5 protein-coding genes are annotated in these 6,658 nt (G+C 42.5%); all 5 read right to left on the minus strand.

What is annotated here, in order from left to right:
• Positions 1-16 precede the first annotated feature (16 nt).
• Complete coding sequence (locus tag DXA57_RS15110) at positions 17-337, minus strand: hypothetical protein (RefSeq protein ID WP_117768094.1); 321 nt, start codon at positions 335-337, stop codon at positions 17-19.
• Positions 338-525: 188 nt separating this feature from the next.
• Positions 526-2,040 carry a response regulator transcription factor gene (locus DXA57_RS15115; protein WP_117768095.1) on the minus strand — a complete coding sequence of 505 codons (1,515 nt, stop codon included), beginning with the start codon at positions 2,038-2,040 and terminating at the stop codon, positions 526-528.
• Between the two features lie 3 nt (positions 2,041-2,043).
• Positions 2,044-3,627, minus strand: a complete 1,584-nt coding sequence (locus tag DXA57_RS15120; protein WP_117768096.1) for an extracellular solute-binding protein — start codon at positions 3,625-3,627, stop codon at positions 2,044-2,046.
• A complete protein-coding gene (locus DXA57_RS15125; protein ID WP_117768097.1) occupies positions 3,624-5,303 on the minus strand; it encodes a sensor histidine kinase in 1,680 nt (559 codons plus the stop codon). Before DXA57_RS15125 ends, DXA57_RS15120 begins: the two co-directional genes overlap by 4 nt.
• A gap of 20 nt (positions 5,304-5,323) precedes the next feature.
• Positions 5,324-6,463 carry a M20/M25/M40 family metallo-hydrolase gene (locus tag DXA57_RS15130; RefSeq protein ID WP_117768098.1) on the minus strand — a complete coding sequence of 380 codons (1,140 nt, stop codon included), beginning with the start codon at positions 6,461-6,463 and terminating at the stop codon, positions 5,324-5,326.
• Positions 6,464-6,658 lie beyond the last annotated feature (195 nt).

The raw sequence follows: 6,658 nt of genomic DNA on the forward strand, positions 1-6,658 counted from the left end.
GTCCGCAAAATCCGTCCTACATCACAAGAGCGCCTGCTTCAATGTATTTGTTTACAATATCGGAACTTCTGTCCATCAGGATAATATCCGGATAATCCTGTCCTGCCAGCATCAGGGACAGTTTTTCTGCCGGATCTCCGGTCGGGCTGATCAGGTCAATATTTACACCTGTACGGTTCATCAGTTCCTCGGCAATACGGTCATCAAATGCTTTGATACCAGAGTTCTTGTCAAAAAAAGAAATGGTCGGACGCTCCTCATCGGCTGCTGCCGGGATCACGGTCATAGAGCTGACTGCCATAACGCTTGCAAGAAGTAAAGCAATTCTTTTTTTCATGTTTCTTATCCTCCCTTTGTTTTTGTGTAATATGTTTAATGTTTCCTTTGATATTCTATATTTTATAGTCATTTTTTCATCTCTTCCATATTTCTTTTTTCCGATTTATACTTTAAATGCACAAAAAAACAGCATTCTGTAATTTTTGAATGCTGTTTTTCACCAAAACATATCAATTTTTAACACTGCTATAAGTATTTTTTTCGGTATTCATTGGGCGTTTCTCCATATCTTTTTGTAAATACGGAACAAAAATAGGAAACATTTTCATATCCTACCTGCATACTGACCTCTTTCACCTTGTATTTCGGGTTTTTCAATAATTCACAGGCTTGTTCAAACCGGTAATTTGTGATATATTCCAGAATTGTCTGACCGGTTCCTTCCTTAAAAATAGTACGGATATAATTAGCCGAAAAATGAATCTCCGCAGCCATATCTTCCACCGTCACGGACTGGCTGTAATGGCTTCGAACATACTCCTGGACTTTCCGGACCACATAGGCACTTTTACAGTCGCCAAGCTGCTGATTCCTCTTCTCCTCTATGATTTTCAAAATCCCATCCACATAGTCTCTGGCTTCCTCTATACAGCAGCATTTCCGCAGATTCTCATACTGATTTTCTCTCTGCTTCTCCTTTCCCTCTCTATTTTCCGGCATGATCTTTCTCTCCAGTTTAAGAGAAACCCGGTACAAAAACTGCAAAACTTCTTCTTTTTCTATTTTTTCCTCAGAGAAAAATGTAAAAGCCTGAGCCAGAAGTTTACCGATTTCAGCATCCTGACCGGTACGTATGAGTTCTTCAAGCTGGTTCTTAAGAGCTTCTAATTTCTGAAAATACGTATTATCCCGCATTTCCACCGGTTCTCTGAAGCTTTCCTGTACCGGCTTCAAGGAGCCTTTTTCTTCGTAAAAGATCTCTTTTTCCCAGCTCTTCAGCTGATGCCAGGCCGCCCGGAGGCCTTCTTTCGCCACACTGTGCTTCAACCAGACACCGCCATAGCTTTTTCCTGTAAGGTCTTTCAGGATCTTCTGGATCCGAAAAGCCGCATCGTGAAAATCCACATATCCCCATATCAAAAAAGTCAGTGTACTGCCATCCAGCCAGACAGTTTCGATCTCTGCCAGTTTTTTCTCCATACTCCGGTCCAGGTTCTTCTGAAAAACCTGAAAAAACTGAACCATACCGAAACGATTGTCATTTTTTTCCCCGGATATCTGTTTCAGCTCCTGCAGCAATCTATCCTCCGGTGTCTGTTCCTCCGTACAGAGACGCTGAAGAAGAAGTTTTCCCATCACATCCACAGAATTCTGAAAAAGATTTTCTTTCTCGATCTGTTTGATGGCTCTATGAATCACCTCAGCGATGCTCTCCTCGGAAAAAGGCTTTAAGATGTAATTCACGGCGTTTACTTGAAAGGCTTCTTTTATATAAGCAAAATCATCATAGCCTGTTAAAAAGATGATCTTAATATCCCTGTTCCACTCATAAATCTTTTTCGCCAGATCGATACCGTCCATGACCGGCATCTGAATATCTGTAATGACGATATCCGGCTGCCGGTCCAGTACCAGTTCATAAGCAGCCTTTCCGTTTTTTGCCGTATCTACATGATCAATGCCCAGCGTTTTCCAGTCTATATAATTTTTCAGCGCTTCCAGTTCCATCTTTTCATCATCAACAAGTAAAATCCGATACATATCTTATTCCTTTCCCCACAGTCGGATCCGTTTTTCATAATTTTCTGTTATGACTTTCTCCGCTTTTGAAAGCCCCTCCACTTCCATATCGGCAATCATTTTATCATAAAGCCGGAGGCATTCTTCTTCACTGGATGCATCGATCAGCCGCGGATAAGCTTTCTGGTAAATTTCCTGTACGTTTTTCCAGATCAGGGCCTCCTCGGTACCGCTGGCAGGATCCAGATTGGTATAAAAAGAGGTATCCCACCGGTCTGTCCGAAACCGTTCATTTCCCAGTTTTGCCTCCTTGGATATCTCATATTTGGTCATCATGTCATAAGGACTTCCATCACTCCCAAGACCGTTTTTTATAAACCAGCTCCACCGCCGAATACCCGTGTTCTTTTTGGCCTGATTGATATCACTGAGTGCCTCTGCCAATATTGCCGCATCCGGTGTCCGTTTGCCATCCACATAATTCCAGTCTTCTCCTTCAATCCCCCAGAGCATCAGGTACTGTCCCTCTTCGCTGGCCAGAAAATCGATGACTTTCAGCACGGCATCCATGTTTTTACAGTGATCAGTTACCGCAATTGCATCCCAGCCCAGAGTGCTTCTGCCGTTATAAGTAGTTTCATCTGCTGATATCCCTTTTCCAAGAACCTTATAAGGATAATAATCCGCATTCTCTCCCCATTTTTCTTTTACCTGGTTGCGGTCTTCATCCAGATCCCAGTAGGCACAGGCTGTGGCAAAAACTCTTCCTTCCGTAAGTTTTTTTGAAAAAAGAGTTCTCTGTGTCACGATCCACTCCTTATCCAGCAAACCTTCCCGATACAACTGATTCATAAAAAGGATCAATTCCCGATATTTAGCATCCCTTGTCAGATGATATAACTTTCCATTGTTTTCATAATAATATTTCATTCCATACATGCCGCGAAGAGGCGTATTATAATTCAGACTTGTACACAGAGCTAATGGGAGAGAAGTTTTTCCTTCGGATTCCGGATGTTTTTTCTGAAACCTTCTCAAAAGCTCCAGAAATTCGTCCTGCGTAAAAGGCTCATTGCTGTCTGCCCGTTCTTTTCCTACCAGTTCGCAGAGGTAATCATAGCGGATCTGAAATGCCGAGGAGGCATCCTCATCTGCTCCGTACCAGTTACTTAAATAATAAAGTTTACCATCTTCTGTCCTGAGCCTGTTCAGCACATCTCCGTACATACTTTTCACATTGGGTAACTGCTCCATATAAGGTTCCAGATCTACCAGATAACCGGCCTCCACATATTTCTGGATATTGCTTATGTTAACCAAAATCATATCCGGATAGTCCTGATAAGCCAGCATAAGACTCACTTTCTCTGTAACATCATCTGTGGGATCCATGATGTTGATTTTCACACCCGTCTGCTTCATGATTTCCCGTGCGATCCGATCATCGAACTGGTACTCACCGGAATTCACATCAAACACTGTGATCTCCGGTATTTCTGTCTCCCTTTCCTTTGACTGTTCCGTATCCTCTGTCTTTTGGGGTCCGACACAACCAGTCAGAAAAAAAGCCACTGCCACTAAAAAAAGGATTTTCGTAAATTTTCTCATGCTTTTGCCCTTTCTCTCCCTGGAAATTCAATTCGTATTTTTGTTCCAAATCCCCTTTCACTCTCAATATAGACGCCATACTGAGGACCGTATTGCAACTTGATCCGGATGTTTACATTCCGAAGGCCGTAGCCTCCTTCCGAATGATTCATGGAATTCTGTAGTTCCATCAGTTTCTCCGGATCCATACCACAACCATCATCAATAACTTCGAACACTGTTTTTCCCTGCTCTTCAAAGAGACGGATCAAAATATGGAAAACTTCTGAATCGTCATCTCTGCCATGATGAATCGCGTTTTCCACAATAGGCTGGAGCGTCAGTTTTACCACATGCACATCGAGAAGAGATTCATCCAGTTCATATTCCACCTCTATGGAATCATCAAACCGCATTCTCTGGATCTTCAGATAACTTTCCAGAAGATTCAGTTCTTCTCGGATAGGAATATCCTGTTTTCCTTTACTCAGCGTGATCCGGTAAAAATCAGAAAGATAAAGGATTGCCCTGGAAGCCGCTTTGTCTCCGTTTCCCATCGCAAGCACGGAAATAGAAGAAAGAGCATTATAGAGAAAATGAGGATTGATCTGTTCCTGCAAAAGGTTCAGCTCTGAAATTTTCCTGTCCAGTTCCTTTTTATAAGACTCTTCAATCAGGGTATGGATCTTTTCTCCCATCTGATTGACTGAGTCTGCAATCTCATCCAGTTCATCCCTGCTTCTGCCGTTCTCAGGAAGAAAAATCCGGTAATCCAGTTTGCCTTCACCAATGGATCTGGCTCCCTGACGGACTTTATCCACTTTATTCCGGAAGGAACGGCTATAAAGATAAATTGCCGCGAGAGCCAGAACCGCACTCACAAAAAAAACAAAAAAAATTCTGGAAGCTACCAGTCCCGCTTCTTTATCATAACGTCGGCTGTCCGTAAACAGCTGAAGCTGACCGCAGTAGGCAGTATTGTTTTTCATAAAAATCTGTTTTTCCGGATTTATGGAAGCCATATTTTTACCGATCAGTTCCGGATGATTAGAAGCCTGGATTTCTCCAGCATCATTCAGAAGCACCATGGTGATCTCTTCATCTCCCAGGCCCAACATCTGATTCAGATAATCTTCTGTTATTTCCATATACACAAATATCTGATACTGACCTGATTCATAAAAATTCAGTTTTCTGGTAAAAGAGATTGTTCCGTTACCAGTGTTCTGCATATGCATGACCCCGCCGTTTCCGGTCGTCTGATACCAGTCCGGCAGATTTTCCGGATCCAGCAGATAGAAATAGTATTCATCCTGTGGAAGGGTGCGGTTGCTGGTATAAACGGAAATCTTTATAATATCCGGATTAAAGATTTTGACATTACTAAAAAGATCATCCACATACGAATAAAGATCCTCATATCCTCTCTGACTATAATCTGCTGTAAGATAACTCTGCAGCGTATTATCCATATAAAACATATTAGAAGCCGCATAATAATTGTTTGCTTTTTCATCCAGATTTTTGATGGTATGCTCCATCTGGTAGGACAGCTCCTCATAAAGACGTTCCAGCTGAATTTTCTTTGTATTTCCATAAGTAAAGACTGCAATGAGAAACATGGGAAGAAGTGCAAAGAGTGCATAGTAAAAAATGAGTTTATACTGAACTCCTGCACTTTTATTCGTTTTTTTCATCAGGAACTCTCCCTTCCTGTTTATCTCATAAACCTCTCCGAAACCAGATCTGCCGCAATGGCAAAGCCCGGTTTCAGGCTTTCTGTATAGATCCACTCTTCTCTGGTGTGTTCTCCGTCGCCAAGGCAAAGGCCGATGGTCGCAGCAGGAATCCCAAGGGACAGCGGAATGTTGCAGTCTGTGGAAGAAGGCGCAAAAACCGGTTCTTTTCCATAATGCTTTGTAATAATCTTCCGGCACAGTTCCGCAAGTTCTTTCTGGCGCGGATCCTCATTTCCTTTTCTTCCGCAGGGACGTTCTCCTATGATCTCCGTCCGGATATCCAGACCTGTTTTTCGGAATTTCTCCAGTGTTTCCTCAAAATAATCCCGCACTTTCTCCATGCTTTCCAGGTTATCTGAGCGGAATTCATAGAGCATCTCTGCCTGCTGGGCGATGGTATTAATAGAAGTGCCACCTTTTACCATGCCTACATTATAGGTTGTCTTGCTTCCATCCTGAGGCACCTGATACTGATAAAGTGCCTGGATCAGAGCTGAAAGCTCTGCCAATGCATTCCTGTTTCCAAAATTAAAGTAGGAATGGCCTCCTTCTGTCCGGACTTCTACCCGGTAACGGACAGAACCTACTGCACGGATACAGATACTATCCATATATCCGTCAAAAGAAACGACCTGAACCAGATCTTTTCCATAACGGCTGTTCAGAGCGCGGGAACCTTTGAGATTTCCCAGTCCTTCCTCGCAGGCATTGGCTGCAAAAATCAGATTCCCTTTTGTCTTGGGATGATATTTTGCCACATATTTTGCCATCATCATCAGGATCGCTACGTTAGCTGTATCATCTCCGACACCAGGCGAAAACATTTTCCCGCCTTCTTCCCGGACACCCATGGATTCCATATCCGGGAATACCGTATCGATATGTGCCATAAACAGTGCTGTCGGCACACCTTCTTCATAATGATACGGATAGATCACATTCTTCGCTTCATCAATAAAGACTCCTTCTGCTCCCTGCATTTCCAGCCATTCTTTGATAAAGGCCGCCCGACGTTCCTCATGATGACTGGGTGAGGGGATCTCACAAAGTTTCCAGAGAAGTGCTTTTACCTCTGCCTGGTTTTCTTCCATAAAAATTTCCATTTCTTTTGTCAACATAACATCCTACCTCTCCTTCTATCCGGCAAATAAAACCGATTTTGTGCAAATTTATCACTACAAAGCAACATTTTATAGATATTTTAAACAACTTAACATAAAAAAGCAATAGAATATATAAGAAACCTTACAGACAAAAAAAACCAGAAGCATTTGCTCCTGGTTCTCATCTCATATACCTTCAAAACCACACAC

It is taken from the genome of Blautia sp. OF03-15BH (assembly GCF_003463065.1).
In the GTDB taxonomy this organism is placed as follows: Bacteria; Bacillota; Clostridia; order Lachnospirales; family Lachnospiraceae; genus Limivivens.